The 240-nt window shown below is 65.0% G+C and carries 1 pseudogene; it reads left to right on the forward strand.

Annotated elements, in window-relative coordinates:
• Positions 1-39: 39 nt before the first annotated feature.
• A pseudogene (locus Q1A87_RS24035) lies at positions 40-240 on the forward strand (ISNCY family transposase); the annotation flags it as partial.

The following is a 240-nucleotide window of genomic DNA, read 5'->3' on the forward strand; positions in this document are numbered from 1 at the left end:
CCCCAGACCCCTTGCGAGCGGCTTCTGGAAGCAGAGAGCATGCCGACATCCACCAAGAGAGAGTTGCGCGAGATCGCCGCGACCCTCGACCCGCTCAAGCTCTTGGAGGAAATGCGTGCCGTGCAGGCTTACCTGGCGGCGCTGGCTGACGGCGAAATGCCCACATCGACAACGCCGTCCAAGCCGCCTGATCTTGCCGCCTTCGTGGCAAGCCTGTCGAGCGCCTGGCACGTTGGGGAG

Source organism: uncultured Jannaschia sp., assembly GCF_947494055.1.
GTDB lineage: Bacteria > Pseudomonadota > Alphaproteobacteria > Rhodobacterales > Rhodobacteraceae > Jannaschia.